The organism is Arthrobacter sp. Hb9-2 (assembly GCF_059091165.1).
The window spans coordinates 1-24,905 of record NZ_JBNHGJ010000044.1; the positions used below are offsets into that span (position 1 = coordinate 1).

The following is a 24,905-nucleotide window of genomic DNA, read 5'->3' on the forward strand; positions in this document are numbered from 1 at the left end:
TCATCCTCGCCAAAACCGTCAAGGGCTACGGACTCGGACCCCACTTCGAGGGCCGCAACGCGACCCACCAAATGAAGAAACTCACCCTGGACGACCTGAAGAAGTTCCGCGACCACCTGCGGATCCCCATCACGGACGAACAGCTCGAAAAAGACCCGTACCAGCCGCCGTACTACCACCCCGGCACGGACGCCCCGGAAATCCAGTACATGATGGAGCGCCGCGCTGCCCTGGGCGGTTCGGTCCCGGAACGCCGGTCCAAGCACGCCGAGATCACCTTGCCGGACGCGAAGTCCTACGAGGTGGCCAAGCGCGGTTCGGGCAAGCAGCAGGCCGCCACCACCATGGCCTTCGTGCGTTTGCTCAAGGACCTGATGCGGGACAAGGAGTTCGGCAAGCACATCGCCCCGATCATCCCAGATGAGGCGCGCACGTTCGGTATGGATGCGTTCTTCCCCACCGCGAAGATCTACAACCCCAAGGGCCAGAACTACCTGTCCGTGGACCGGGACCTGGTCCTGGCCTACAAGGAGTCCGCGCAGGGCCAGCTGATCCACCCCGGGATCAATGAAGCCGGCGCCGTGGCAGCGTTCACCGCCGCCGGAACCGCCTACGCCACCCACGGCGTACCCCTGGTCCCGGTCTACGTGTTCTACTCCATGTTCGGCTTCCAGCGCACCGGCGACGCCTTCTGGGCAGCAGCAGACCAAATGACCCGCGGCTTCATCATCGGCGCCACCGCAGGACGGACCACCCTCACCGGCGAAGGCCTCCAGCACGCCGACGGCCACTCCCCCCTGCTCGCCTCCACCAACCCCGCAGTGGTCACCTACGACCCCGCCTACGGCTACGAAATGGGCCACATCATCCGCGACGGCCTCGAGCGCATGTACGGGGAGCACTCCGAAGGAGACAAAACAGACCGGAACCTCATGTACTACCTCACCGTGTACAACGAGCCGATCATCCAGCCGGCCGAGCCGGAGGAACTGGACGTCGAGGGTGTCATCAAGGGCATCTACCTGCTCGCCCCGGCAAAGATCGACGGTCCCCGGACCCAAATCCTCGCCTCCGGCGTGTCGGTGCCGTGGGCACTTGAGGCCCAGCAGCTCCTTGCCGATGACTGGGGCGTTTCCGCAGACGTCTGGTCCGTCACGTCCTGGAACGAACTGCGCCGCGACGGCCTCGCCGCCGAAGAGGAAGCCTTCCTCAACCCCGGCGAACCCGCCCGCGTCCCCTTCGTCACCCGGCAGCTCGAAGGAGCCACCGGCCCCGTCGTGGCAGTGTCGGACTATATGAAGGCAGTCCCGGACCAGATCCGCCAGTTCGTACCCAACGAATTCGCCACCCTCGGCGCCGACGGCTTCGGCTTCTCCGACACCCGCGCCGCAGCCCGCCGCTTCTTCAAGATCGACATCCACTCCATCGTGGTCCGGTCACTGGAGATGCTGGCCCGCCGCGGCGAGGTTGACCAGCAGGCACCGGCCAAAGCAATCGACAAGTACCGGCTGCACAACGTCAACGCAGGCTCCACCGGCAACGCCGGAGGCGAGTCCTAGGACACGCAGGTAACCTGCGGCGATCCCGCGAAGTGCTGACGACGGCGGCTCCCACCGAAAGGCGGGGGCCGCCGTCGTCCGTTGTGCGGCGGGAGCCCTGTGTGACGCACGACTGACGGGATTGTAGCCTTTGCACAAATGGAGCTTGCCGGGCAGTGGCCGTATGCTCGAAGAATGCCAGCACCAGCCGCCCCGTCCGCGAAGCGCAAACCGTCCACGCCGAGGGTCACGCCGGAGAAGTCCGAAACCCTCAAAAAGCTGCGGGCAAACGTGGGCCAGCTGTCCACCACTACCATGCGGGAGCTGGAGAAATCCCTGCCCTGGTACAGCCGGCTCAGCTCGGATGAACGCTCTGCCCTCGGCATGGTGGCCCAGAACGGCATCGCAGCGTTTGTGACCTGGTATGAACGCCCAAGTTCTCCGTCCTGGATCCTTACCGACGTATTCGGGACAGCCCCGACGGAACTCACCCGGTCCATCAGCCTGCAAAAAGCGCTGCAGCTGATCCGGATCGTGGTGGAGGTGGTGGAAGACCAGGTACCGGTCATCGCCCCGGAGGCTGACCAGCCGTCCCTTCGCGAGGCGGTCCTCCGCTACTCCCGCGAGGTGGCGTTCGCCGCAGCCGACGTTTATGCGCGGGCCGCCGAATCCCGCGGCTCCTGGGACACCCGCCTGGAGGCGCTCATCGTCGATGCCATCCTTCGCGGCGAAAACACTGACGCTTTGCGCTCCAGGATCGCAGCCCTGGGCTGGAAGGCGCAGGAACGGTTTACCGTGATGGTGGGCAACTCCCCCTCCGAACCCAGCGCCAGCTACGTCAGCGAACTGCGGCGGATGGCAGGCCGCTACGCCGAGGACGCCCTGGTGGGCATCCAGGGCGATCGCCTGATCCTGATCCTGGGCGGCGTGTCGGACCGGGAAACCGCCTACGTGAAGCTCAGCGACATGTTCGCTCCGGGCCCCGTGGTGTACGGGGCCGAAGCAGGCTCGCTGCTCGAGGCCAGCAGTTCAGCGCAATCTGCCTTCGCCGGCCTGACGGCGGCCAGGGCCTGGCCGTCCGCCCCCCGGCCTGTTGCAGCCGACGACCTCCTGCCTGAGCGCGTGATCTCAGGCGATGACGCCGCCCGCCGCTCGCTGATCAAGAACATCTACCGCCCGCTAGTGGCGGCGTCCAACGGGCTGGTGGAAACCCTTGGGACGTACCTGGAACTCGGCCACTCCCTTGAGGCAACGGCCCGCGAACTCTTTGTCCACGCCAACACCGTCAGGTACCGGCTGAAGCGGGTCTGCGACGTCACGGGCTGGGATCCGCTCCTCCCCAGGGAGGCTTTTGTCCTCCAGGCCGCGCTTGTGGTGGGCCGTCTCTCCGCCCCGCCCAAAGCCGCCGTCGAGCGTCACCCGGCGCGGAACCAGCCCTGAGGCGTTGTAGACTTCCTACAACCTGACCCCGTGAGCTTGGTGCGGACAAACACCGCTGGATCACACAGTAATTTGGAAAGCTGGTTACGTGCTTGCAATAGTCTGCCCTGGACAGGGCTCACAAACCCCGGGTTTTCTGGCCCCCTGGCTTGAACTGCCCCCGGTGGCAGGCCAACTGGCCTCCCTGAGCGACATCGCAGGCATCGACCTGATCGCCCATGGGACCACCTCCGACGAAGAAACCATCAAGGACACTGCCGTGGCGCAGCCCTTGATTGTTGCAGCCGGGCTGGTAGCCGCGGCTTCCCTCTTCGACGTCGAGCTCAGCTCCCTGCCGGTAGTTCTCGCGGGCCATTCCGTGGGGGAAATCACCGCTTCCGCCCTTGCCGGCGTCCTGACGGAGCAGGAAGCCATGACCTTCGTTCGGGAGCGTGCCAACAGCATGGCCGCGGCCGCGTCCGTCACGCCTACCGGCATGAGTGCCGTCGTGGGCGGCGACCCGGCCGAGGTGCTGGCCGCCATCGAAGCAGCCGGCGCCACCCCTGCAAACGTCAACGGCGCGGGCCAGACCGTGGCTGCAGGAACCTTCGAACAGCTGAAGGCCCTCGCCGACAACCCGCCCGCGAAAGCGCGTGTCATCCCGCTGAAGGTGGCCGGCGCGTTCCACACCAGCCACATGTCACCTGCGGTCAGCGCCCTCAAGACGCTGGAGCCGGAGCTGAAGCCGCAGGCACCGAAGGTGCCCCTGCTGTCCAATTACGACGGCGGGGAAGTCACCGACGGCCCTGCCGCCGTCGACAGCCTGATCGCCCAGGTTTCCCGCCCGGTCCGCTGGGACCTGTGCATGGAAAACATGGTCCAGCGCGGTGTCACCGGAGTCATCGAACTTGCCCCTGCCGGGACCCTTGCCGGCCTCGCCAAGCGCGGCATGCCCGGCGTAAAGACCGTTGCGGTCAAGACCCCCGATGATCTTTCCGCCGCCCTGGCGTTGTTCGCAGAACTGGAGGGCAACGCATGAGCGTTCCCACGCTGAAACAGGCACCCCTCCAGGAACACACGCGGATCCTCGGGATCGGCGCCTACCGGCCCGACATCATCGTCACCAACGAGGACGTCTGCCAGTGGATCGACTCCTCGGATGAATGGATCCGCCAGCGGACCGGAATCGTGACCCGCCACCGCGCCGCAGCTGACGTCAGCGTGATCGACATGGCCGAGGGCGCTGCCCGCGAAGCCATGGAAAAGGCCGAGATTGAAGCATCGGACCTCGGCGCTGTCATTGTCTCCACGGTCACGCACCCCTACGCGACGCCGTCAGCCGCCGCCAGCCTGGCTGACCGCATCGGCGCCACGCCCGCACCTGCCTTTGACATCTCCGCAGCCTGTGCCGGCTACTGCTACGGGATCGCCCAGGGCGACGCCCTCGTCCGTTCAGGCACCGCAAAGTACGTCCTGGTGGTTGGCGCGGAGAAGCTCTCCGACGTCATCGACAACCGGGAACGCACCATCTCCTTCCTGCTCGGGGACGGGGCCGGCGCCGTCGTCATCGGCCCGTCCGATACTCCCGGAATCGCACCCTCAGTCTGGGGATCCGACGGCAGCAAGTGGGATGCCATCGGGATGACCCGCTCCATGCTCGACGTCCGCGACCTCGGCATGGCTGCCCGGCAGTCAGACTCCACCGGCGACCTTGCCTTGCTCGAAGAAGCCCAGGAGCTCTATCCCACCCTGCGGCAGGACGGCCAGACAGTATTCCGCTGGGCCGTATGGGAAATGGCGAAGGTGGCCCAGCAGGCCCTCGAAGCCGCCGGGGTACAGGCCGAAGACCTCGTGGCCTTTATCCCCCACCAGGCCAACATGCGCATCATCGACGAGATGGTCAAGAAGCTCAAGCTGCCCGAGACGGTTACAGTGGCACGGGACATCGCCGATGCAGGGAACACCTCTGCAGCGTCCATCCCGTTGGCCACCCACCGCCTGTTGTCGGAAAAGCCGGAGCTCAGCGGCGGGCTCGCCCTCCAGATCGGCTTCGGCGCCGGGCTGGTCTTCGGCGCCCAGGTAGTTGTCCTTCCCTAGAAACGCCCCCAACAGGCCGCAACCGCGTCCTGAACCATTCCCGGCAGTCCTGCCGGCAATTCAAGAAAAGGAGCCATCAATGGCTAGCAACGAAGAGATCCTGGCCGGACTGGCTGAAATCGTCAACGAAGAAACCGGACTGGCCCCCGAGGCTGTCGAGCTGGACAAGTCCTTCACCGAGGACTTGGACATCGACTCCATCTCCATGATGACCATCGTGGTCAACGCCGAAGAAAAGTTCGGCGTGCGCATCCCGGACGAAGAGGTCAAGAACCTCAAGACCGTCGGTGACGCCGTCAGCTTCATTGCCGGAGCACAGGCCTAGTCAACGCTTCGCCGTTTATCGGCATGGCGGGCTGCCGGTCCGGGACGACCGGACCGGCAGCCCGCCGCATTTTCCGGCACCTTTCCCCCGATGAAAGACGCCGACCATCAATACGCGGGACCCTCCGGAAAGCCGGAGCCGGATTCCCACCGACAGAGAGTGATCCCATGACACGCAAAGTAGTCATTACCGGTCTGGGTGCCACCACGCCCATTGGCGGCGATGTACCCACGATGTGGAACAACGCGCTGAAGGGGGTCTCCGGTGCCCGCACTTTGGAGGACGACTGGGTTGCCAAGTACGAGCTTCCCGTCCACTTCGCCGCCCGGTGCAGCACCCCCGCCACTGACGCGCTCAGCCGCGTCGAAGCCAAGCGGATGGACCCCTCCACACAGTTCGGCGTCATCGCCGCCCGTGAGGCCTGGGCCGACTCCGGCATCACCGAGTTCGACAAGGACCGGCTGGCTGTTGCCTTCGCCACCGGCATCGGCGGAGTCTGGACCCTGCTGGATGCGTGGGACACGCTGAAGGAAAAGGGCCCGCGCCGTGTCCTCCCCATGACCGTTCCCATGCTGATGCCCAATGGCGTTGCCGCCGCCGTGAGCCTGGACCTCGGCGCCCGCGCCGGCGCCCACACCCCGGTTTCCGCCTGCGCCTCCGGCACCGAAGCCCTGCACCTGGGCCTGGACCTGATCCGCTCGGGCAAGGCAGACGTTGTGATGTGCGGTGGCGCCGAAGCAGCCATCCATCCCATGCCCTTGGCGGCGTTCGCCTCCATGCAGGCCCTGTCCCGCCGCAATGACGACCCGCAGGGTGCCTCCCGCCCGTACGACCTCGGCCGCGACGGCTTTGTGATGGGTGAAGGCGCCGGTGCGCTGGTCCTCGAAGCCGAGGAACACGCCCTGGCCCGCGGTGCAAGGATCTACGGTGAACTGGCCGGCACCTCCGTGACGGCGGACGCTTACCACATCACTGCCCCGGACCCGGAAGGCCTGGGCGCTACCCGTGCACTTAAGGCGGCCATGTTCGACGGCCGCATCCAGGCCGAGGACGTAGTCCACGTCAACGCCCACGCCACGTCCACCCCCGTCGGAGACAAGCCTGAGTACACCGCGCTCCGCGCTGCACTCGGCAACCACATCGACAACGTCGCGGTTTCCGCAACGAAGTCCCAGATGGGTCACCTCCTGGGCGCCTCCGGTGCCGTCGAGGCTGTGCTCACGGTGCTGGCCGTATATGACCGGAAGGCGCCGGTCACCATCAACCTCGAGAACCAGGATCCGGAGATCCCGCTCGACGTGGTCACCTCCGCCCGGGACCTGCCGGCCGGCAACATCGTGGCCCTGAGCAACTCCTTCGGCTTCGGCGGACACAACGCCGTGGTGGCTGTGCGCAGCGTTTAGTTATTGCCCGGGTTTTGCCACCCGCATGCAAGAGGAGGCCCCGCCGGCTGGCGGGGCCTCCTCTTTTGCTATGGAGAATGGTTCCTGTGTCGCCCCTCCCCTGTAGGACTGACGACGGCGGCTGTGAGCTAAGCGGTCAGCCCACCTGGTGCAGCCAGCGGACGGGAGCGCCCTCGGCAGCGTGCCGGAAAGGTTCGAGCTCCTCGTCCCAGGCCTCGCCGAGCGCCAGGGACAACTCGTGGTAGACGGCGGCGGGGTCGCCTGCGCCCGACTCGTACGCGTAACGGATTCTGTCTTCAGAGACCATGATGTTGCCGTGGACATCGGTGACGGCGTGGAAGATGCCCAGTTCGGGCGTGTGCGACCAGCGTCCGCCGTCAACACCCTGGCTGGGTTCCTCGGTGACCTCATAGCGGAGGTGGGCCCAACCGCGCAGTGCGGATGCCAACTGGGCCCCCGTTCCAGGCGCACCCGTCCACGAAAGCTCCGCCCGGAACATTCCGGGCGCAGCAGGCTGAGGGGTCCACTCAAGATCCGTCCGCTTGTCCACGACGGACCCTATGGCCCACTCAACGTGAGGGCACAAAGCAGTTGGGGCTGAGTGAACAAACAGCACACCGCGGGTCAATGCAACAGACATTCCATCCTCCATAGCTCTAGGTACGTCTTCCCCAACGACCTCTGCCTGGATGGAACTGCTGTGCTCTGTTCTGCGGTGCAACTCCTTGCCACATATGCAGTTGTTCAGATTTAGCAGCGTCCGGACTTGCTGGTCCACAGGAAGCAAGGAGCTTCAAGCGGGACTTGAAAGTTGCCGGACGTGACTCTTATTGTGCCGTACGCCGCGTAATTACGCCAGTGCGATTAGCGATTGCGGTTCCCGCCCTGCGGCTACTCTTCGTTAGGCCCTGGGATGTGCCTGCTGATAACTTTTCCGCAGCCGGTCCACCGAGACATGGGTGTAGATCTGGGTGGTTGCGAGGCTGCTGTGGCCAAGGATTTCCTGCACGGCACGGAGATCGGCGCCGCCGTCCAACAGATGTGTCGCTGCCGAGTGGCGAAGGGCGTGCGGGCCCGACGCCGAGGTGTCCCCCAGGGCCTCGAGGAGTCCGTTGACCACCTCCCGGACCTGCCGCTGGTCCACGCGGCCGCCCCGGGAGCCCAGGAAAAGGGCGGGACCGCTGTTCTCCCTGGCGAGCAGCGGCCGGCCGCGCCGCAGCCAGTCGTCCAATGCCAGGGCCGCGGGAACGCCGTAGGGGACCGTGCGTTCCTTGTTGCCTTTTCCGATGACGCGCAGCGTGCGTCGGTCGGGGTCCAGGTCGTCGATGTCAAGCCCCGCCAACTCACCCACCCGGATTCCGGTGGCATAGAGCAGTTCGACGACGGCCCGGTTCCGGACAGGCAGCGGCTCGCCGCCGGCGGCGGCTTCTTCGAGGCCGGTCAGCAGCCGCGTCAGTTGTTGTGCCTGCAGGACCCCCGGCAGGTGGCGTTCCTTTTTGGGAGCCTTGAGCCGCAACGCCGGGTCCGAGGTGGTGCGCTCTTCCCTCAGGGCCCATGCAGTGAAGGCACGGACTGTGGCGGCCCGTCGGGCAAGGGTGGAGCGGGCCACACCGGCCTGGCTTTGCGTTCCCAGCCAGCGCCGGAGGGTTCCCAGCTCAAGGTCCTCCAGCCGGCCGGCACCTTCGGAAGCGGCGTGGGCCAGGAAGCTGCGCAAATCCCCAGAGTATGCACGCAAAGTGTGCGCCGATACGGCCCTCTCCCCCGCCAGGTAGCCCGAGAAGGCAGCTAATGCCTGGTCCAGCTCCCGCGGCAAATCCTTGTTTTCCACCCTCCTACTGTCTCAGGTGACGCCGCTGTTCAACGGACTGACACGGCACGGCACACCCGCCAGTGCGAGTCCTGCTTCCGGCTAAGCTCCCCCTATCAGGCCGTTGCCTTGCCCCGTTTCCAGCCGCCTCTTTCGGATACCGCCAGCCCAAGCAAGCCGAGCCGGCCCAGTCCCGCACGCACGGATTCCTGGCTCAGGCCCGCGACCGAGCACAGTTTCTCGACCGAGGTGGTGGAGCGCAGGGGCAGTGCATCCAGGAGGATCAGGTCTTCGAGGGTCAGCCCGTCCTGGACTTCGGCTCCAGCCTGGCGGGGCTGCGGCAGCCCGGCTCCGCTGGGCGCTGCGAGCTCTATAATCTCCGCGGCGTCGGTAACACAGACAGCACCGCCATCCCGGAGCAACCGGTGGCATCCCGCCGAATTGGCACTATGCACCGAACCGGGAACAGCCCCGACAGCACGGCCGAGCGTTTCGGCGTGATGGGCAGTGTTCAGCGCCCCGGACCGCCACCTGGCCTCCACCACCACCGTCACAGCGGACAGGGCCGCGATAAGGCGGTTCCGTTGAAGGAAGCGGTAACGGGTAGGCGCCGACCCGGGTGGAACCTCCGCGATCACCGCGCCCTGGTTGCAGACAGCGCGGAGGAGATCCTCATTGCCCGATGGGTAGAACCGGTCTACGCCACCGGCCATCACAGCAATGGTGGGTACGGCGCTGGTACCACCTGCCAGCGCGGCGCGGTGGGCGTGGGCGTCGATGCCGTAAGCACCGCCCGAGACGACGGTCAGGCCGCGCTGCGCCAACGAATATGCAATGTCTCCAGTCACCGAGGCACCATAGCTTGTGCTGTCCCGGGACCCGACCAGGGCGATGCATTTGTTTGCGCCGGGAAGCGGTTGTTCCTGTCCCCGCCACCACAGGCAGATCGGTTCCTGGATACCAAGGTCGGCCAGTTGCACAGGCCACAGCTCATCCGAGGGGATAATCAGCCTGCCTCCGAGCCTCGCCATCGTGGCCAGGTCCCGTTCCGGAGCGAGGTCTGGAATACGGGGCTGCCACCGTTTTAGGGATGCCGTCATCCCGGCCCAGCCGGTAGCGGAACCATTGTCCGCGAGCAGTGCGGTGATCTCCTGCTCCAGCGCAGGCCCGGCACCGGCCTCGCCGGTGGCTATCCGAAAGGCGTCCACTGCGCCACACACCTGCACGAGGGCCAGGCCTGCAGCATCCTGGGGCTCCATGAGCCGGGCAAGGGCGGCGCGGGAGAGCCTTTCTTGGTCCACTGCGTTCGCATTCATGGCGCGACCGCCGCTGCCTGCCGCAGGCCCAATGCCTGCCCAATATCGTCCACGTGGGGTCTTTCCCGGTGCCCAAGGTCTGCCAATGTCCACGCCAGACGCAGGACGCGGTCGTAGCCACGGGCCGTGAGGACACCCCGCTCCAGGGAATGGTCGAGGATACGGGTGGCGACAGGAGGCAGCCGAAGCTCGCCACGCAGGACGCGGCCCGGTACCTGCGAGTTCGTTTCCAGGCCGAAGGGCGCCAACCGTTCAAGCTGCCGCCCGCGTGCATTCCGGACCCGGGCGGCGACGGAAGCGGTATCCTCCTCCGCACCCCCCTGACCGAACTCCGCCAGGGAAACCCTTTCCACCTGCAACTGGATATCCACGCGGTCCAGGAGCGGGCCGGACATTCGCGCCAGATAGCGTCTGCGCATCACGGGCGTGCAAGTACAGTCCAGCCCTTTGCCGGACGCCTTGCCGCAGGGGCACGGGTTGGCCGCAAGGACGAGCTGGAACCGGGCAGGATAGGCTGCGGTCCCGGCGGAGCGGTGGATCACCAGCTCACCGCTCTCCAACGGCTGGCGCAGGGCATCAAGCACCCGGCGCTCGTACTCCGGCGCCTCGTCAAGGAACAGCACGCCCCGGTGGGCACGGGAGGCGGCGCCGGGCCGGGGAAGGCCCGAGCCGCCGCCGATGATGGCTGCCGCCGTCGCGGAATGATGCGGACTTTCAAAGGGCGGCCGCCGCAGCAGTTGGACCGAAGACGAAGGCAGCCCGCAGAGCGAGTGGATGGCGGTGACTTCCATTGCCTCGTGGTCCGCGAGGTCTGGCAACAGCCCGGGAAGGCGCTCGGCGAGCATTGTTTTGCCTGCGCCCGGCGGACCGGTGAGGAGCAGGTGGTGCGCTCCGGCGGCGGCCACTTCGAGTGCCCGCCGGGCATCGCCCTGACCGGAGACATCCGCCATGTCCGGGTAAACCCCTGCGTCCTCCGGGCCATCGCAGGGGTGTTCAGGGTCCTCCGGTTCGAAGTCCAGCGCCAGTTCCTGCGGGTCCGCACCCGAGTCCAAAGCGAGCCGCGCAAGGGTGCGGTATCCCCTGACGTTCGCGCCGGGCACCAGCGCAGCTTCCGCCAGATTCGCCTGCGCCACGACAATGTCCGGAAATCCGGCTTGTACAGACGCCATAACGGCCGGAAGAATGCCCCGGACCGGGCGCAGCCTGCCATCCAGCCCCAGTTCGGCGATGAAGACCGTATTGCCGGTGGGTTTGATGTCGTTTGCGGCGCGGAGGACGGCCATGGTGACTGCCAGGTCGAAGCCTGAACCGCGCTTGGGGAGTGAGGCAGGAATGAGGTTTGCCGTGATCTTCCGGCGGCTGAGTGGGATTCCGGAATTCTTCGCGGCAGACCGGATGCGTTCCTTGGCTTCATTCAAGGAGGCGTCCGGCAGTCCGAGGAGCACAAAGGCGGGCAGGGTCTGGCCGATGTCAGCCTCAACCTCCACGATGTAGCCGTTCAGGCCCACCAAAGCGATGGAGTAGGTTCTTCCGAGGGCCACTCATCCCACCCCCTTGAGGTGCTCCACCAGGGGTTCGCCGCCGCCGTCGTCCACGACGGCGATCACGTCCACCCGCCGCAGCGGCATCCGCAACTCGCGGTCGCGGCACCATGCGGAGCCGAGCCGGTGCAGGCGGGCGAGTTTCTCCGGGCCCACCGCTTCGAAGGGGTGGCCGTAATCCAGGGAACGGCGGGTCTTTACTTCGGCAATAACCAAGACGTCGCCGTCGAGGGCCACAATGTCGATTTCGCCTTCGGTGCAGCGCCAGTTGCGCTCGACAACGAGCATGCCCAAGGACTCAAGAAAGCCGACGGCGACGTCCTCACCGTGCCGGCCCAACAGGTCTTTTGATTTCATTTCTACCTCCGCAACCAGCCTGTGGCAGCGTGATTGCGGAGGTAAGGGGGCTCATCGCGTATGTGAACCAATGGCCCCTGTGAAGGAGAAGTCGGTTGTGGAGGAAGAGTCCACCGCGGGGGTATCCGGCGTCCTGCCGGGAGCTACTGGCCCAGGTCAACGTCCTTGGGCATGGCCAGTTCCTCGTTGCGCGGCAGTTCTTCCACATTGACGTCCTTGAACGTCAGGACACGCACGCTCTTTACGAACCGCGCGGAACGGTACACATCCCAGACCCAGGCGTCCTGCAGCGTCAGGTCGAAGTAGACCTCGCCGTCCGCGCTGCGGGCCTGCAAGTCTACGTGGTTGGCCAGGTAGAAGCGCCGTTCGGTCTCGACAACGTAGCTGAACAGTCCGACGACGTCGCGGTATTCACGATAGAGCTGCAGCTCCATGTCGGTCTCATAGTTTTCAAGATCCTCAGCACTCATGAGTCCATCTTGCACCATGTCCGGCGCCGCTGGCGCCCGCGCCCGGCCGCAGTCAGTCTTCGATGCCGGCTTCGTCCTCGACGGTTTCGTCCCCGTCGGACAGCCCGCCCTCCAGCAGTTCCCCGCCGAGGAGACGCCAGCTGACACGGTGGTAGGGCGTAGGCCCTGCCGCGCGGAGGACATCCCGGTGCAGCACGGTGGCGTAGCCCTTGTTGACGTCCCATCCGAAGTCCGGGTACTCACCATGCAGCTGCCGCATCATCCGGTCCCGCTCCACCTTGGCGATGACGCTGGCGGCGGCAACGCTCAGGCACTGCATGTCTGCCTTGATCTTGGTGTGCACCGGGGCGTCGCAACCCGCTTCGAGCACGGGCTCGTCGAAAAGCGACAGCTGGCCTGCGGGCGAAAGCCAGTTGTGGCTGCCGTCAAGGAGCACGAGGTCGGGAGTGACTCCCGCGGCGAGAATCTCCTGCCAGGCCCGGGTTCCGGCAAGGCGCAGTGCAGCGATGATGCCGAGCGAATCAATCTCCTGCGCAGACGCGTGGCCCACCGCGGACGCAACACTCCACCTACGGACCAGTGGATCAAGCCGTTCCCGTTCCGCAGGGCTCAGCAGCTTACTGTCCTTCACGCCGGCAAGGGGCTTCTGGCGCTCCAGGTCCACAACTGCGATGCCGACGCTTACAGGACCGGCAAGTGCCCCGCGTCCCACCTCGTCGACGCCCGCCACCAGGCGCGCGCCCTGGGCCTTGAAGGTCCGTTCGTGCCTCAAGGTGGGCGCCTTCGCCGGGCGGGCGGGCACCTTCGTGGAACCGGCGCGTCCATTTGAGGCTCCCGCCTTCGCCGGGCCGGCTTTTCCGGTGCCGGCCTTTGCCGGGCTGGACTTCCCAGTGCCGGCACTTGCCGGGCTGGCATGAACTGCGGATGACATGGTCAGGGAGCCGTCGGTACGCTCCGGAACACGTCCGGGTAGTTGCCCAGGGTCGTGATGCGGCTCAGCGGCCAAGCGATGACCGCGGCTTTGCCTTCGAGGTCGGCGATGTCGATGAAACCGCCGTCGGAATCCATGTGCGCCCTGGAGTCAGCGGAATGGTTCCGGTTATCGCCCATCACCCACACCTTGCCTTCGGGGACAGTCACATCGAAGTTGCGTATCTGCGGGGTCTCAGCCGGGTTGACGTAGCTTTCGTTGATGGCCTTCCCGTTAATGGTCAGTTTACCGGCGTCGTCACAGCAGACCACGTGGTCCCCCGGCAGCCCGATGACCCTCTTGACCAGGTGCTGCTCGGAGTTGTCCGGCAGCAGGCCAACAAATGTCAAGCCGTCCTGGACCCAACTGAATGGTCCTTCGGGTTTTTCCTCGGCAGGCGGCAGCCAACCCTTGGTGTCGCGGAAGACCACCACATCGCCGCGGCTCAGCGAGAAGGGTTCAGGCACCAGGAGATTAACAAAGATCCGGTCATCGATGTCCAGGGTGCTGACCATGGACTCGGAGGGAATGAAGAACGCGCGGAACAGGAAGGTCTTGATGAGGAAGGAAAGCACCACCGCGATCACCACCACCGTAGCGATCTCCTTCAGCCAGGAAAGCACCTGGCTCCCGCCGGAGCTCTCGCTGGCCTTTGCAGCGGCACGGCTGCCCGCGGGCGCGGGAGCAGGCACCGCCCGACCCGCGGCGTCGGCCCGGGAATCCGAAGCGCCGTCGGGACGCGGTTCGGGTGTCCGCGCGTGGTTCTCGGGCATTTACTGTCCGTTCTCTGTTGAGGGTCCTGCCGCTGGCGGCCGAGGTACTTCTGCAAATCTATCAAGCGGCCAGATGATGTGGACCGGCCTGCCGATAACACGGTCCACCGGCACCATTCCCCCGCCGGGCGCACCCAGCAGGCTCCGGGAATCGGCTGACAACGACCGGTGGTCACCCAGCAGCCATAACCGCCCCTCCGGGACCTCTGCACTGAACTTCTGCGTGCTGGGGGCATCACCGGGAAATATGTATGGCTCGTCCAGCGGCTGCCCGTTAACGGTGATCCTGCCGTCGGCACCGCAGCAGACCACAGTGTCCCCCGGTAAGCCGATGACCCGTTTTACATACGTGGTGTCACTGCCGGTGAGGCCAAGCCATTGGGTTAGGGCGGACGCTGCGTCCGCCACGGGGCCCTTGCCGCTGTTCAGCGGCGCGAAGGTTCCCCGGCCGTCGAAGACCACGATGTCGCCCCGCCGGATGGATTCGGCCCGGAAATCTGTCCGGGACACCAGGATGCGGTCCCCGCCCTCAAGGACCGGCTCCATGGACTCGGACGGAATGAAGTAGACATCGAGCCACAGTGACCGGACCAACCCGCTGACTGCAATGGCGAGGACGAGGGCAAGGAACACAAAACGCCAGCCCGCTTTTCCGGGCTGGCGTTTTGTCTGGTCCATAAGTCCGTATCCTGGGCGCTGGTGCATGGCTCCGGCGCTGGCCGGATACGGCTGTGGCCCTGCCTTCGTAGGTCTGTAAAGGACTTACTTGGCGGTGCTGAAGTCGCGCTTTTCCTTGATCTTGGCAGCCTTACCGCGCAGTGCACGCATGTAGTAAAGCTTGGCGCGGCGCACGTCACCCTTGGTGACGAGCTCGATCTTTTCGATGATCGGGGAGTGCACCGGGAAGGTACGCTCCACGCCGACGCCGAAGGAAACCTTGCGGACCGTGAAGGTCTCGCGGATGCCGTCGCCCTGGCGGCCCAGGACGAAACCCTGGAAAACCTGGACACGGGTGTTCTTGCCTTCGATGATGTTCACGTGAACCTTGAGGGTGTCACCCGCGCGGAACTCGGGAACATCGGTGCGCAGCGAAGCTGCATCTACGGAATCGAGAATATGCATGATTTGCACTCCTGGTGAACGCCACAGGTCATTCACTTTGGGTCACGGCAGCCAAGCCCGGGCACTTGCAGCGCTACCGGAAATTTCTGCCGAAAGGTAAGTGTCCGTCCTCTTTCACTGATTGAAGAGGCCGGTTGTCTTGGCTGTTGGTTGCGCTCCCCCTGTGGCAGGTGCGGACCCAGCAGACACAAGGACTAATTTTGCCACAGTCGGGCACGTACAGCCAATTACCCACGATTACCACGGCGGAAACGGCGGGTCAGTGCGGCTGTTCCCCCGGCGCGTCCGGGCGGCGCAGCAGGCGGCCGTCGACGACATCGTAGCCCAGGTCCTGCAGGGCGGTGCGTTCGGCACGGGGCAGCTTCCCGGCGTCGAACGTTTCGAGCAGGTCCGGGCGGCGCTCCGCCGTCCGGCGGAACTGTTCGCTGCGCCGCCACTGCGCAATTTTGCCGTGGTTGCCGCTGAGCAGCACCGCCGGCACTTCACGCTCCCGCCAGATGGAAGGCTTGGTGTAGACGGGGTACTCCAGCAGCCCGTCGGAATGGGACTCCTCCACCAGCGACTCGGGGTTCCCCACGACGCCAGGCAGGAGGCGGCCGATGGCCTCGACCATGGCCAGGACGGCGACTTCCCCGCCGTTCAGGACGTAGTCGCCCAGGCTCACGGGGCGGACGATGAAGTGCTCGCGGGCCCACTCGATGACCCGCTCATCGATGCCCTCGTAACGACCACAGGCGAACGCGAGGTGCTCCTGTTCCGCCAACTCGTAGGCGAGGGCCTGGGTGAAGCGCTCCCCCGCCGGCGATGGAACGATCAGGACCGGCTTGCCCGCATCTTCCGGACGGTCCGCTGCGATGGATGAGAGCGCCTGCGCCCACGGTTCAGCCTTCATCACCATTCCGGCGCCGCCGCCGTAAGGCGTGTCATCCACTGTGCGGTGCTTGTCGGTGGTGAAGGTGCGGAGGTCGTGGACGCGCAGGTCCAGGATCCCGTCCTGGCGGGCCTTGCCGATCAGCGACAGTTCCAGCGGCGCCAGGTACTCCGGGAAGATGCTGACGACGTCGATCCGCATTTAGGCTTTGCCTTCAGTTTCCGGGGCGGCGTCCTGGTCCGAGTTGAGCTCGAACAGGCCTTCCGGCGGGGTGAGGAGGATGAAGCCTTCCTCAACGTTGACCTCGGGCACGATCTGCTCGACAAAGGGAACGAGGATCTCTTGCCCGTCAGGGGTCTTGACCAGCAGCAGGTCCTGCACGGGCATCGTGTTGAGCGCGGCAACCTTCCCGACCACGCGGGAACCGACCCGGGCTTCCAGGCCAACCAGCTCGTGTTCGTACCAGCCTTCGTCGTCGTCCTCGTCCAGCTCTTCGGTTTCAATGAAGAGCTTGGCACCGCGGAGGGTTTCCGCTTCATTGCGGGTCTCGATCCCGTCAAAGCCCAGCAGGAGGATGTCCTTGTTCCAGCGGGCGCTGTTGACAGTCAGCGGGCCAGCAGATGCCGGCTCAACCACAAATTCGGTGCCCGGCACAAACCGGTCCTCAGGGGCGTCGGTCAGGACCTGGACGGTAACTTCCCCGCGGATACCGTGGGGTTTGCCGATTCGTGCCACCTGGAGCTGCATGTGTTCCTCTGTCTTGGATGTGGTTGGCGGTGTTCTGCTGAAAGCACTCCGGCCCCTCCACCGTTGGTGGAGGGGCCGGAGCAAAAACTGATGTTGCTGAGCGCTCAGCGGCGGCGGTCGGTGTCGACGACGTCGACCCTTACCGGTTCGCCGCCGGCCAGGGCTGCCACAACGGTGCGCAGTGCGCGTGCCGTGCGGCCCTGGCGGCCGATCACCCGTCCGAGATCGTCCTGGTGGACCCGTACCTCGAGGGTGTCCCCGCGGCGGTTGCTCTTCGAGCTGACCTTGACGTCATCCGGGGAATCGACGATTCCCCGGACCAGGTGTTCCAGCGCTTCTGCCAGCAATTTACTCAGCCTCGGTGGTCTCTGCTTCGGCCGGTGCCTCGGCTGCGTCAGACTTGGATGCCTTCTTGGTGATGGCTTCCGGGATGATCACGGAACCCTTTTCCGGGGCAACGAAGGCTTCCTTCTGGGTCTTGGTCCGCAGGGTGCCTTCCTGGCCCGGGAGGCCCTTGAACTTCTGCCAGTCACCGGTGATCTTCAGGATCGCGGCAACCTGCTCGGACGGCTGGGCGCCGACGGACAGCCAGTACTGGGCACGCTCGGAGTTGACCTCGATGTATGAGGGCTCTTCGGTGGGGTGGTACTTGCCGATCTCCTCGATGGCGCGGCCGTCACGCTTGGTGCGTGAGTCTGCAACGACGATGCGGTAGTACGGTGCGCGCATTTTGCCAAAGCGCTTAAGGCGAATCTTTACGGCCACTTTTGTGGTCACTCCTGTTTCAGAAAAGGGGTGAACCCGGCGTTCTGCACCCGTGGGGCGGGCCGTACTTGCGGGTTCGAAGGACAGGATCCGGACGCGGAGAGAGGGGCCACGCAGATCGAGTACCTGTTTATTGTGCCAGATCAGCGCCGGGATTTCGACTTGACACGGCGGCGGCCGGAAGATGGCCGGGGCAGGCCGCTCAGGCGGACCAGACGTAGAGCCCCGTCCGTTCCGAATCGTCGACGCTGTTGGCCAGTTCAGCCAACTGCTGCACATAGGTCCGCGCGCGAGCGGCATCGAAGGGCATGTCGTCCTGGGCTGCCCACTGCCCGGCAACGTCATCCAGGATGTTGCCTTCGCCTTCGGTTTCGTACGAGAGCAGGTCGGCCAGGGCACGGACCATGGCCGGCGGGACGGCCAGCAGCGAATCGCTGGATACGTCCACCATGGTCAGTTCATAGTCGGCACCGCCGGCGTGCACGGCAGTTCCGGCGAGGTCACCGAGCTGTTCAACTTCGAAATCACTGATCCCCGCGATCCGGACAGCCTGGCCGGCCGGTGCACTGCCGCCTTCGTCCAGGACGCCGGCACGCTTAAGTGCGGCGTCGTGGGTGGCAACAAAGATCTCGGTGAAGCCCATGGGAAGTACCCTTCTTCCGTTGACGGTGGTGCCAGCCGGGAGCAATGCCTGCCACCCGGCCGTTCGGGTTCAGCCTAGTACGGGAACGCCCGGGTCAGCGGACAGCTACGCGGATCCGGTTGCGCCACGGATCCTCAAACCGCAGTTCGGCCCCGGTGTGGTGCGCCGGCAGGCCGGCGACCCTCAGTCGGTCTGCGAGCGCCCCGACGTCATCTCCGGACGGCACCTCGATGAGCACCTCGCCGAGGCCGAGCGTGTCCTTGCGGGGACCGGCGCCGCGGCTGTTCCAGACATTCATGGCCATGTGGTGGTGGTAGCCGCCGGCGGAGACAAACAAGGCCTGCCCGTGCCAGCCTGCGGTCTTTTCAAACCCGAGGATTCCCACATAGAAGTCGCGGGCCGACTGGACGTCGCCGACCTGGAGGTGGACGTGGCCCACTCCTGCCACACTTCCGCGCTGGCGCTGAAGGGACTCTTCAGTGAGGTGCTGCTCGAGGTACCGCTGGGGCGGCAGGGCCAGGCTGTCCATTACCACGTCGGCGCCGTTCCAGGACCAGTTGCTGCGGGGCCGGTCCCAATAGAGCTCGATGCCGTTGCCTTCAGGATCAGTGAAGTAGAAGGCCTCGCTGACGAGATGATCCGCGCTGCCCGTGAAGGAACGGGGTTCAAATTGGGCTGCGGTGGCAACGGTCGCGGCGAGGTCCGCCCGGTTCTCAAACAGCAGCGCGGTGTGGAAGAGGCCGGCTTCTCCCCTGCCCGGGAGGTTCAGACCCGGAGCGGGCGCGAGGTGCACGAGCGGTTTCTGCAACCGGCCGAGGTAGAGCCCGCCGTCCTGCTCAGCGACAACCTCAAGACCGAGGGCACGCTGGTAATAGTCCGTCATCACCTTCATGTCGCCCACCTTGAGCATTACGGTGCCCATGGCGAGGTCGGCAGGAAGAAGATCCTGGCTGGCGGCTTCTGCAGTCATTGAAAACTCCCGGTGCTTGGGCCCTTCGGATTGGGGCCTATGACAGTTAAAATTACTTGAAGCTTCAATTTAATCCAAGTGACTTGAAAGTCAGGCCGCTCCGGGCTTATCGGATGACGCGCCCTCCCAGCACGACGTGTGCCAGTTCGCCTACCGTTGCTGGAGCCTGCCGCGGGTCCTCCCGGCACAGCACGACGTCGGCGCGGGCACCCTCCTTAAGTCCGTCGGCTCCCAGCCACCTCCGGGCGCCCCAACAGGCAGCGTCGAGGGCAGCGGCCATTGGCAGGCCTGCGTGGTGAAGGGCAAGGATCTCATCGGCGATCCTGCCATGCCGGATGACGCTCCCGGCATCGGTGCCAGCATAGATCTGCACCCCTGCTTCATACGCCTCCAGCACCCGTTCCGCGCGGCGCTCCCACAGTGCCCGCATGTGTGCCGCGTACCGGGGGAACTTCGGTTCTGCCTGGGCTGCGATATCCGGAAACGTGGCGATGTTGATGAGAGTGGGCACGATGGGAACGCCCTGTTCGACGAACCTGGGGAGGTGCCGTGGCAGGAGCCCGGTGGCATGCTCGATGCAGTCGATCCCCGCGTCCAGCATCTGGTCCAGGGCCTCTTCGCCAAAGCAATGTGCGGTGATCCGGGCACCTTCGCCGTGCACCGCCTGCACAGCGTCCCTGACGGCGTCGGCCGGAAACGACGGCGCCAGGTCACCGGCGTCGCGGTCAATCCAGTCCCCGACGAGCTTGACCCAGCCGTCGCCGTCGCGGGCCTGTTTCCGGACAGCTTCCACCAGGCCGTCCGGTTCCACTTCCTCGGCGAGGCCCCGCAGATAGCGCCGGGTCCTGGCAACATGCCTGCCGGCGCGGACGAGTACGGGGGCGTTCCGGCTGCCCTGAAGGAACCGCGTGTCTGCTGGGGAACCTGCGTCCCTCACCAGCAGTGTTCCAGCGTCCAGGTCGGTTCCGGCCTGTTCCTCCGCAACTGCTGCCTCCACCGCGCCCCCGGGTCCAAGCCCGATGTGGCAGTGGGCATCCACGAACCCCGGCAGGACCCAGCCATCCAGCACGCGGCCCGCGGGTTGTTGCGGGCGCGTAAAGGTCAACACCCCGTCAACGGACCACAGGCCCCGCCGCTCGCTGTCCGGCCCCGCAAGCACCGGTCCGCTGAATTCGATGATCTCCGGCATTGGACTCCTTTTCCCGCCAGTCAGGCTAGCACCGGCCATGTGACAAGCCCCTCCCGAAAGGCTGTGGTAGCTTTCTTCCTGACCACACGGGTGCCCCTGCAGGGGCTGAGATCGGGCTGATGCAGCCTGCGACCGTTGAACCTGTCCGGGTAATTCCGGCGAAGGAAGTGAGTAATCCTTGAGTACACCCATTGCACCGTTAAGCCCTGCCCAGATTCCGTCCGGCGCGGCAGCGGAAGGCGGCCAGGACCAGGCTCCTGTCACGCAGTCGCTGAAGTCCCATTCCCTGGCCTTTGTCCACGATGAAGCATCCGGGATACGGGTGCCCGTTACGGAAATAGCCCTGGCACCTTCACCCAACGGCGACTCCAATGGTCCGTTCCGGATCTACCGAACTGCCGGCCCGGGGAGCGACCCCGTCCGCGGCCTGAACCCTTTCCGCTCGGCATGGATAGAAGCGCGCGGCGACACGGAAACCTATGGTGGCCGTGGACGGAACCTCCTCGACGACGGCCGCTCGGCTGTCCGCCGCGGTGCCGCCAGCGCGGAGTGGAAGGGCGCCCGTCCGGCGCCCCGCCGCGCCGTCGAAGGCCGGAAAGTGACACAAATGCACTACGCGCGGCAGGGCGTCATCACCCCCGAAATGCGCTTCGTGGCGCTGCGGGAGAACTGCGATGTGGAACTGGTCCGCAGCGAAGTGGCAGCCGGCCGGGCGATCATTCCGAACAACATCAATCATCCCGAGTCGGAACCCATGATCATCGGCAAGGCCTTCCTGGTGAAGATCAACGCCAACATCGGCAACTCGGCGGTCACCAGTTCCATCGCCGAAGAAGTGGACAAGCTGCAATGGGCCACCCAGTGGGGCGCAGACACAGTGATGGACCTTTCCACCGGCGACGACATCCACACCACCAGGGAATGGATCATCCGCAACTCGCCCGTTCCAATCGGGACCGTCCCCATCTACCAGGCCCTGGAAAAGGTTAACGGCGAAGCAAATGCGCTGACCTGGGAGATCTTCCGCCACACGGTCATTGAACAGTGCGAACAGGGCGTGGACTACATGACCATCCACGCCGGCGTCCTGCTCCGGTACGTTCCCCTGACCGCCAACCGCGTGACCGGCATCGTGTCCCGCGGCGGGTCAATCATGGCCGGCTGGTGCCTTGCCCATCACCAGGAAAACTTCCTCTACACGCACTTCGAGGAGCTCTGCGAAATCTTCGCAAGGTACGACGTGGCGTTTTCATTGGGCGACGGCCTGCGGCCGGGGGCGACGGCCGATGCCAACGATGCCGCGCAGTTTGCCGAACTGGACACACTCGCCGAACTGACGCAGCGTGCTTGGAAGTACGACGTGCAGGTGATGGTGGAGGGCCCCGGCCACATTCCGTTCCACCTGGTCCGGGAAAACGTCGAACGCCAGCAGGAGCTGTGCAAGGGTGCGCCCTTCTACACGCTGGGCCCGCTTGTTACCGACGTGGCACCAGGGTACGACCACATCACCTCGGCCATTGGCGCCACGGAAATCGCCCGGTACGGCACCGCAATGCTGTGCTACGTCACCCCGAAGGAACACCTGGGCCTGCCCAACAAGGACGACGTCAAAACAGGGGTGATCACGTACAAGATCGCAGCGCACGCCGCAGACCTCGCCAAGGGCCACCCGGGGGCGCAGGAACGCGATGACGCACTGTCCAAGGCACGCTTCGAGTTCCGCTGGCGGGACCAATTTGCGCTGTCCCTGGACCCGGTGACCGCCGAGGCATTCCATGACGAAACCCTCCCCGCGGAACCCGCCAAGACAGCGCACTTCTGCTCCATGTGCGGTCCCAAGTTCTGTTCCATGAGGATCAGCCAGGACATCCGGGACGAATACGGGTCAGCGGAGTCGCAGGCGGCGGTGGCGGACATGGCAGCGGGAATGCGGGGGAAGAGTGAGGAATTCCTTGCAGCGGGCGGCAAGGTTTACCTCCCGGAACTGGCCGCTCCAGCGAGCGGCCGCCCGTAGCTGCATCACCATTTCCGTCCGGCAGGCTATTGGGGGCTTGCCGGACGGGGAAACTGCCCCCGGCAGGATTCAGGAAGCCCTGGCAGGCTGGCTCCTGCTGACCTCGCTGATGAACGCGCGGATGATGCGGTCACCTTCCGGGGAGTCATGGGGCCGGTGCCCTCCCGCCGCCGTGCGGTGCAGGGCGCCGGTCTCACGCAGGTAGCGGGCAATCTCCTCGTAGAGCGGTTCCCACCCTCCCGTGAGGACCAGTGTGGGAACGCCGGGAACAATATGCAGCGGAGCCTCCCAGGAAGGGGCCTGCAGCCGGAGCCTCCTGGCGGATCGCTTCTCCTCCGCTGTAGCCGGCTGCTGCAGGTCCGTAGCATAGACCCGCCGGACGAACTCGCGCTGGAAATCGTCGTCGCTCATCTGGTGCCGGACATCGAACAAGGGTTGCATCAGCCCGATATGGGCCGAGGTGGCCGGCAGTTCCGCGGTAAGCGAGAGGCAGGCGGGCTCTACCAGGGTCAACGAAAAGACAAGGTCGGGACGCTCGACGGCGGCCATCATCGCTGCGATGGCTCCCTGGGAGTGCGCCACAACGTGTCCGCCCGCGGCGCCCCTGCCGTCGTCGGCAAGGGACCGCAACACAATGGCGGCGTCTTCGTCGAAGGAGGATTCAACGGGTTCAGCCACAGGATGGTACCCGTGGCGGCGCAGGAACAGTGCGTCATAGGACAGCGCCATACCGTGCTGGCGCGGCCAGGCCGCGGAGCCGAAGCTGCCGGCGCCGTGCACGAACACTACCCTCTGCTTGAACATGACCCAACCCTATTCGACGGCATGGACATCCCAAGTGAGTAGCGCCAAGTGTCGTTTTGACGGTTCAAAACGACACCTGGCGCGGCCTGGTTGCGGATGTGGTTACTGGCCGAGGAACTTGTCGAAACCCTTGGGCAGGTTCAGCTGCGAGGGATCAAAGTCGCCCTGCTGCTGGCCGAAGGCGGCCCCGGTGGGCAGTGCCTTGGCCGCATTCGCACGGCGCGCCTCGGCATCCTTGCGCTCCTGGGCTGCCTTGGCGGGGTTACCTGACTTGGCCTTTTTCTTGGGGGCGTTCTTGGCGTTCTTCCGCGCACCGCCGCCCGCACCAGGCATGCCGGGCATACCAGGCAGACCAGGCATACCGCCCTGGGCCATCTTCTTCATCATCTTCTGGGCCTGCGCGAAACGCTCCAGGAGGCCGTTGACTTCGGAGACGTGCACGCCGGAACCGCGAGCGATGCGGGCGCGGCGGGAGCCATTGATGATCTTGGGCGCCACGCGCTCATGCGGTGTCATGGACCGGACAATTGCTTCAACGCGGTCGATCTCGCGCTCGTCAAACTGCTCAAGCTGCTGGCGGATGTTCTGCGCGCCCGGCATCATCATGAGCATCTTCTTCATGGAGCCCATGTTGCGGATCTGCTGCATCTGCGCCAGGAAGTCATCCAGGGTGAAGTCTTCCTGGTCGGCGAACTTCTTCGCCATCCGGGCAGCTTCGTCCTTGTCCCAGGACTTCTCGGCCTGCTCGATGAGCGTGAGGACATCGCCCATGTCGAGGATGCGGGACGCCATCCGGTCCGGGTGGAAGAGCTCGAAGTCGTCAAGGCCTTCACCGGTGGAGGCGAACATCACGGGCTTGCCGGTGACGGACGCAACGGAAAGTGCGGCACCGCCGCGGGCGTCGCCGTCGAGCTTCGACAGGACGATGCCGGTGAAGTTGACGCCCTCATCGAAGGCATGCGCCGTGTTGACGGCGTCCTGGCCGATCATGGCGTCAAGGACGAACAGCACTTCGTTCGGCACAATGGCACGGCGAATCTGCCGTGCCTGCTCCATCATGTCGGCATCAACGCCGAGGCGGCCGGCGGTGTCCACGATGACAACGTCGTGGAGTTTTTGGCGGGCTTCCTCAACACCGGCGCGGGCAACCTCTACGGGGTCCCCGGCCGGGTGCTCAAGCTCGGTGTAGGTGGCACCGGGGTGCGGCGCGAACACCGGCACCTTGGCGCGCTGGCCAACCACCTGCAGCTGGGTAACGGCGTTGGGACGCTGCAGGTCGCAGGCCACCAACAGGGGGCTGTGGCCCTGGGCCTTCAGCCATTTGGACAGCTTGCCCGCGAGAGTGGTCTTACCGGCACCCTGCAGGCCGGCAAGCATGATGATGGTGGGCCCGTTCTTTGCCAGGCGGATGCGGCGGGTCTCGCCGCCGAGGATCTCCACCAGCTCCTCATTAACGATCTTGACGATCTGCTGGCTTGGATTCAGGGCCCCGGAGACCTCGGCACCCAGGGCGCGTTCGCGCACCCTGCCGGTGAATTCACGGACAACGGGAACGGCAACGTCCGCGTCCAGGAGGGCGCGGCGGATCTCCCGGACTGTGGCGTCAACGTCCGCCTCCGTAAGGCGGCCTTTGCCGCGGAGATTCTTGAAGGTTGCTGTCAACCGGTCAGAGAGTGAATTGAACACGCGCCGTGCACTTCTTTCAGTGGATGATCGGGACTCGACTATCTAGGGTACCAAGTCGGGCCCGCAAGGTGGCATGCT

26 protein-coding genes and 1 riboswitch are annotated in these 24,905 nt (G+C 65.4%); of the genes, 7 read left to right on the forward strand and 19 right to left on the reverse strand.

Features of this window, described 5'->3' with window-relative positions; all coding sequences use genetic code 11:
• The 6 genes from AC5RV1_RS19000 to AC5RV1_RS19025 form a co-directional block, all read left to right on the forward strand.
• Window positions 1-1,559: transketolase-like TK C-terminal-containing protein (locus AC5RV1_RS19000; RefSeq protein ID WP_493995624.1), on the forward strand; the 1,559-nt coding region annotated here is incomplete at its 5' end.
• A 606-nt stretch (window positions 1,560-2,165) separates the two neighbouring features.
• Window positions 2,166-2,978, forward strand: a complete 813-nt coding sequence (locus AC5RV1_RS19005) for a PucR family transcriptional regulator (RefSeq protein WP_493947165.1) — start codon at window positions 2,166-2,168, stop codon at window positions 2,976-2,978.
• A gap of 88 nt (window positions 2,979-3,066) precedes the next feature.
• Window positions 3,067-3,996, forward strand: a complete 930-nt coding sequence (locus AC5RV1_RS19010) for an ACP S-malonyltransferase (RefSeq protein ID WP_493946411.1) — start codon at window positions 3,067-3,069, stop codon at window positions 3,994-3,996.
• The gene (locus AC5RV1_RS19015; protein WP_493995625.1) at window positions 3,993-5,054 is read left to right on the forward strand and encodes a beta-ketoacyl-ACP synthase III; all 1,062 of its coding nucleotides are present in this window, start codon (window positions 3,993-3,995) and stop codon (window positions 5,052-5,054) included. The genes AC5RV1_RS19010 and AC5RV1_RS19015 overlap by 4 nt, the downstream gene beginning before the upstream one ends.
• 79 nt (window positions 5,055-5,133) lie before the next feature.
• Entirely contained in the window at window positions 5,134-5,379 is a 246-nt protein-coding gene (locus AC5RV1_RS19020) for an acyl carrier protein (protein WP_009359314.1), read from the forward strand.
• 167 nt (window positions 5,380-5,546) lie between these two features.
• Entirely contained in the window at window positions 5,547-6,782 is a 1,236-nt protein-coding gene (locus tag AC5RV1_RS19025) for a beta-ketoacyl-[acyl-carrier-protein] synthase family protein (protein WP_493946413.1), read from the forward strand.
• Window positions 6,783-6,918: 136 nt separating this feature from the next.
• On the opposite strand, the gene AC5RV1_RS19030 is transcribed toward AC5RV1_RS19025, so the two are convergent.
• From AC5RV1_RS19030 to AC5RV1_RS19110, 17 genes are all read right to left on the reverse strand, one after another.
• Window positions 6,919-7,422, reverse strand: a complete 504-nt coding sequence (locus AC5RV1_RS19030; RefSeq protein ID WP_493995626.1) for a DUF3145 domain-containing protein — start codon at window positions 7,420-7,422, stop codon at window positions 6,919-6,921.
• 261 nt (window positions 7,423-7,683) lie between these two features.
• Window positions 7,684-8,610 (reverse strand): tyrosine recombinase XerC, encoded by a 927-nt coding sequence (locus AC5RV1_RS19035; protein WP_493995627.1) that lies wholly within the window; start codon window positions 8,608-8,610, stop codon window positions 7,684-7,686.
• Between the two features lie 95 nt (window positions 8,611-8,705).
• Window positions 8,706-9,905 (reverse strand): DNA-processing protein DprA, encoded by a 1,200-nt coding sequence (gene dprA / locus AC5RV1_RS19040; protein ID WP_493995628.1) that lies wholly within the window; start codon window positions 9,903-9,905, stop codon window positions 8,706-8,708.
• Window positions 9,902-11,446 (reverse strand): YifB family Mg chelatase-like AAA ATPase, encoded by a 1,545-nt coding sequence (locus AC5RV1_RS19045; RefSeq protein ID WP_493946416.1) that lies wholly within the window; start codon window positions 11,444-11,446, stop codon window positions 9,902-9,904. The genes dprA and AC5RV1_RS19045 overlap by 4 nt, the downstream gene beginning before the upstream one ends.
• Complete coding sequence (locus AC5RV1_RS19050; protein WP_493995629.1) at window positions 11,447-11,803, reverse strand: YraN family protein; 357 nt, start codon at window positions 11,801-11,803, stop codon at window positions 11,447-11,449.
• A gap of 143 nt (window positions 11,804-11,946) precedes the next feature.
• Window positions 11,947-12,273, reverse strand: a complete 327-nt coding sequence (locus tag AC5RV1_RS19055) for a DUF2469 domain-containing protein (protein WP_256248678.1) — start codon at window positions 12,271-12,273, stop codon at window positions 11,947-11,949.
• A gap of 52 nt (window positions 12,274-12,325) precedes the next feature.
• A complete protein-coding gene (rnhB, locus tag AC5RV1_RS19060; protein WP_493995630.1) occupies window positions 12,326-13,204 on the reverse strand; it encodes a ribonuclease HII in 879 nt (292 codons plus the stop codon).
• A 2-nt stretch (window positions 13,205-13,206) separates the two neighbouring features.
• The gene (gene lepB, locus AC5RV1_RS19065; protein ID WP_493995631.1) at window positions 13,207-14,016 is read right to left on the reverse strand and encodes a signal peptidase I; all 810 of its coding nucleotides are present in this window, start codon (window positions 14,014-14,016) and stop codon (window positions 13,207-13,209) included.
• Window positions 14,017-14,694, reverse strand: coding sequence for a signal peptidase I (gene lepB, locus AC5RV1_RS19070; RefSeq protein ID WP_493995632.1), 678 nt, complete (start codon window positions 14,692-14,694; stop codon window positions 14,017-14,019). It lies immediately after the preceding gene.
• Window positions 14,695-14,778: 84 nt separating this feature from the next.
• Window positions 14,779-15,138, reverse strand: coding sequence for a 50S ribosomal protein L19 (rplS, locus tag AC5RV1_RS19075; protein WP_163162685.1), 360 nt, complete (start codon window positions 15,136-15,138; stop codon window positions 14,779-14,781).
• A gap of 259 nt (window positions 15,139-15,397) precedes the next feature.
• Window positions 15,398-16,210 (reverse strand): tRNA (guanosine(37)-N1)-methyltransferase TrmD, encoded by an 813-nt coding sequence (trmD, locus tag AC5RV1_RS19080; RefSeq protein ID WP_493995633.1) that lies wholly within the window; start codon window positions 16,208-16,210, stop codon window positions 15,398-15,400.
• Window positions 16,211-16,756 (reverse strand): ribosome maturation factor RimM, encoded by a 546-nt coding sequence (gene rimM, locus AC5RV1_RS19085; RefSeq protein ID WP_493995634.1) that lies wholly within the window; start codon window positions 16,754-16,756, stop codon window positions 16,211-16,213. It lies immediately after the preceding gene.
• A gap of 104 nt (window positions 16,757-16,860) precedes the next feature.
• A complete protein-coding gene (locus AC5RV1_RS19090; RefSeq protein ID WP_013601399.1) occupies window positions 16,861-17,103 on the reverse strand; it encodes an RNA-binding protein in 243 nt (80 codons plus the stop codon).
• Between the two features lies 1 nt (window position 17,104).
• Window positions 17,105-17,521, reverse strand: a complete 417-nt coding sequence (gene rpsP, locus AC5RV1_RS19095) for a 30S ribosomal protein S16 (protein WP_163162679.1) — start codon at window positions 17,519-17,521, stop codon at window positions 17,105-17,107.
• Between the two features lie 202 nt (window positions 17,522-17,723).
• Window positions 17,724-18,164 carry a hypothetical protein gene (locus tag AC5RV1_RS19100; protein ID WP_493995635.1) on the reverse strand — a complete coding sequence of 147 codons (441 nt, stop codon included), beginning with the start codon at window positions 18,162-18,164 and terminating at the stop codon, window positions 17,724-17,726.
• Window positions 18,165-18,258: 94 nt separating this feature from the next.
• Window positions 18,259-19,134, reverse strand: a complete 876-nt coding sequence (locus AC5RV1_RS19105) for a VOC family protein (RefSeq protein WP_493995636.1) — start codon at window positions 19,132-19,134, stop codon at window positions 18,259-18,261.
• A gap of 106 nt (window positions 19,135-19,240) precedes the next feature.
• Window positions 19,241-20,323 carry an amidohydrolase family protein gene (locus AC5RV1_RS19110; protein WP_493995637.1) on the reverse strand — a complete coding sequence of 361 codons (1,083 nt, stop codon included), beginning with the start codon at window positions 20,321-20,323 and terminating at the stop codon, window positions 19,241-19,243.
• 76 nt (window positions 20,324-20,399) lie between these two features.
• Window positions 20,400-20,507, forward strand: a riboswitch (TPP riboswitch).
• On the opposite strand from AC5RV1_RS19110, the gene thiC reads away from it, so the two are divergent.
• On the forward strand, window positions 20,502-22,337 hold the full coding sequence (gene thiC, locus AC5RV1_RS19115; protein ID WP_493995638.1) for a phosphomethylpyrimidine synthase ThiC: 1,836 nt from the start codon (window positions 20,502-20,504) through the stop codon (window positions 22,335-22,337). Its footprint overlaps the riboswitch before it by 6 nt.
• Before the next feature lie 69 nt (window positions 22,338-22,406).
• On the opposite strand, the gene AC5RV1_RS19120 is transcribed toward thiC, so the two are convergent.
• Together AC5RV1_RS19120 and ffh are read right to left on the reverse strand one after the other, a co-directional pair.
• Window positions 22,407-23,141, reverse strand: a complete 735-nt coding sequence (locus AC5RV1_RS19120) for an alpha/beta hydrolase (RefSeq protein ID WP_493995639.1) — start codon at window positions 23,139-23,141, stop codon at window positions 22,407-22,409.
• 102 nt (window positions 23,142-23,243) lie between these two features.
• Window positions 23,244-24,827, reverse strand: a complete 1,584-nt coding sequence (gene ffh, locus AC5RV1_RS19125; RefSeq protein ID WP_493995640.1) for a signal recognition particle protein — start codon at window positions 24,825-24,827, stop codon at window positions 23,244-23,246.
• Between the last annotated feature and the right edge of the window lie 78 nt (window positions 24,828-24,905).

Excerpts from the sequence above, each read along its gene's own strand:
- AC5RV1_RS19015 (WP_493995625.1), top strand. The coding sequence starts at position 3,993 with ATGAGCGTTCCCACGCTGAAACAGGCACCCCTCCAGGAACACACGCGG.
- AC5RV1_RS19020 (WP_009359314.1), top strand. The coding sequence starts at position 5,134 with ATGGCTAGCAACGAAGAGATCCTGGCCGGACTGGCTGAAATCGTCAAC.
- AC5RV1_RS19025 (WP_493946413.1), top strand. The coding sequence starts at position 5,547 with ATGACACGCAAAGTAGTCATTACCGGTCTGGGTGCCACCACGCCCATT.
- AC5RV1_RS19030 (WP_493995626.1), bottom strand. The coding sequence starts at position 7,422 with ATGTCTGTTGCATTGACCCGCGGTGTGCTGTTTGTTCACTCAGCCCCA.
- dprA (WP_493995628.1), bottom strand. The coding sequence starts at position 9,905 with ATGAATGCGAACGCAGTGGACCAAGAAAGGCTCTCCCGCGCCGCCCTT.
- AC5RV1_RS19050 (WP_493995629.1), bottom strand. The coding sequence starts at position 11,803 with ATGAAATCAAAAGACCTGTTGGGCCGGCACGGTGAGGACGTCGCCGTC.
- AC5RV1_RS19055 (WP_256248678.1), bottom strand. The coding sequence starts at position 12,273 with ATGAGTGCTGAGGATCTTGAAAACTATGAGACCGACATGGAGCTGCAG.
- rnhB (WP_493995630.1), bottom strand. The coding sequence starts at position 13,204 with ATGTCATCCGCAGTTCATGCCAGCCCGGCAAGTGCCGGCACTGGGAAG.
- lepB (WP_493995631.1), bottom strand. The coding sequence starts at position 14,016 with ATGCCCGAGAACCACGCGCGGACACCCGAACCGCGTCCCGACGGCGCT.
- lepB (WP_493995632.1), bottom strand. The coding sequence starts at position 14,694 with ATGGACCAGACAAAACGCCAGCCCGGAAAAGCGGGCTGGCGTTTTGTG.
- rplS (WP_163162685.1), bottom strand. The coding sequence starts at position 15,138 with ATGCATATTCTCGATTCCGTAGATGCAGCTTCGCTGCGCACCGATGTT.
- trmD (WP_493995633.1), bottom strand. The coding sequence starts at position 16,210 with ATGCGGATCGACGTCGTCAGCATCTTCCCGGAGTACCTGGCGCCGCTG.
- rimM (WP_493995634.1), bottom strand. The coding sequence starts at position 16,756 with ATGCAGCTCCAGGTGGCACGAATCGGCAAACCCCACGGTATCCGCGGG.
- AC5RV1_RS19100 (WP_493995635.1), bottom strand. The coding sequence starts at position 18,164 with ATGGGCTTCACCGAGATCTTTGTTGCCACCCACGACGCCGCACTTAAG.
- AC5RV1_RS19105 (WP_493995636.1), bottom strand. The coding sequence starts at position 19,134 with ATGACTGCAGAAGCCGCCAGCCAGGATCTTCTTCCTGCCGACCTCGCC.
- AC5RV1_RS19110 (WP_493995637.1), bottom strand. The coding sequence starts at position 20,323 with ATGCCGGAGATCATCGAATTCAGCGGACCGGTGCTTGCGGGGCCGGAC.
- AC5RV1_RS19120 (WP_493995639.1), bottom strand. The coding sequence starts at position 23,141 with ATGTTCAAGCAGAGGGTAGTGTTCGTGCACGGCGCCGGCAGCTTCGGC.